This is a genomic window from Haloferax sp. Atlit-10N, assembly GCF_003586325.1.
GTDB classification, from domain to species: domain Archaea; phylum Halobacteriota; class Halobacteria; order Halobacteriales; family Haloferacaceae; genus Haloferax; species Haloferax prahovense.
Genome location: NZ_PSYX01000142.1, coordinates 1 through 475 on the forward strand (window position 1 = coordinate 1; position 475 = coordinate 475).

Annotated in this window: 1 pseudogene; it reads left to right on the forward strand. The window is 56.0% G+C overall.

Annotated elements, in window-relative coordinates:
* Nucleotides 1–338: 338 nt before the first annotated feature.
* Nucleotides 339–475, forward strand: a pseudogene (locus tag C5B91_RS21570) (CDP-4-dehydro-6-deoxy-D-gulose 4-reductase); the annotation flags it as partial.

The window sequence follows — 475 nt, forward strand, 5'->3', positions numbered from 1 at the left end:
GACACGGCGGAGGATTTCAGGGAGCGGTTCGGATAGGGTACGGATACTGTATAACTGAAGGGCCGTGTTTGGTCCACTGCACATATCCATAGTTGGAGTGTACTCATTATTGTTACATACACGTTATCAACCCGCACTGAGGACGGCTCGAACAGTTCGCCTGTTGGGATCGCCGCCATCGAAGGCACAGACCTACCGTGGACAGGGGGTGTGCCAACAACGACCGTATAAAAGTAGGCAACAACCAACCGTCGTAAGTCAGTCCTTTCAGCCCACGGTAGTCCTGTTCGTGACGGCCGACACAAGGATTCAAACCCGATAGACAGTCCAGACACAGTATGCTCGCAATCGCTGGCGGCAAAGGTGGCTGTGGCAAAACGACCATTGCCCTCGGCGTTGGGCAAGCACTGGGGACGCCGACTAGACCGGCGCTGGTCGTGGACACCGACCGTGATATGCCAAACCTCCACCGACG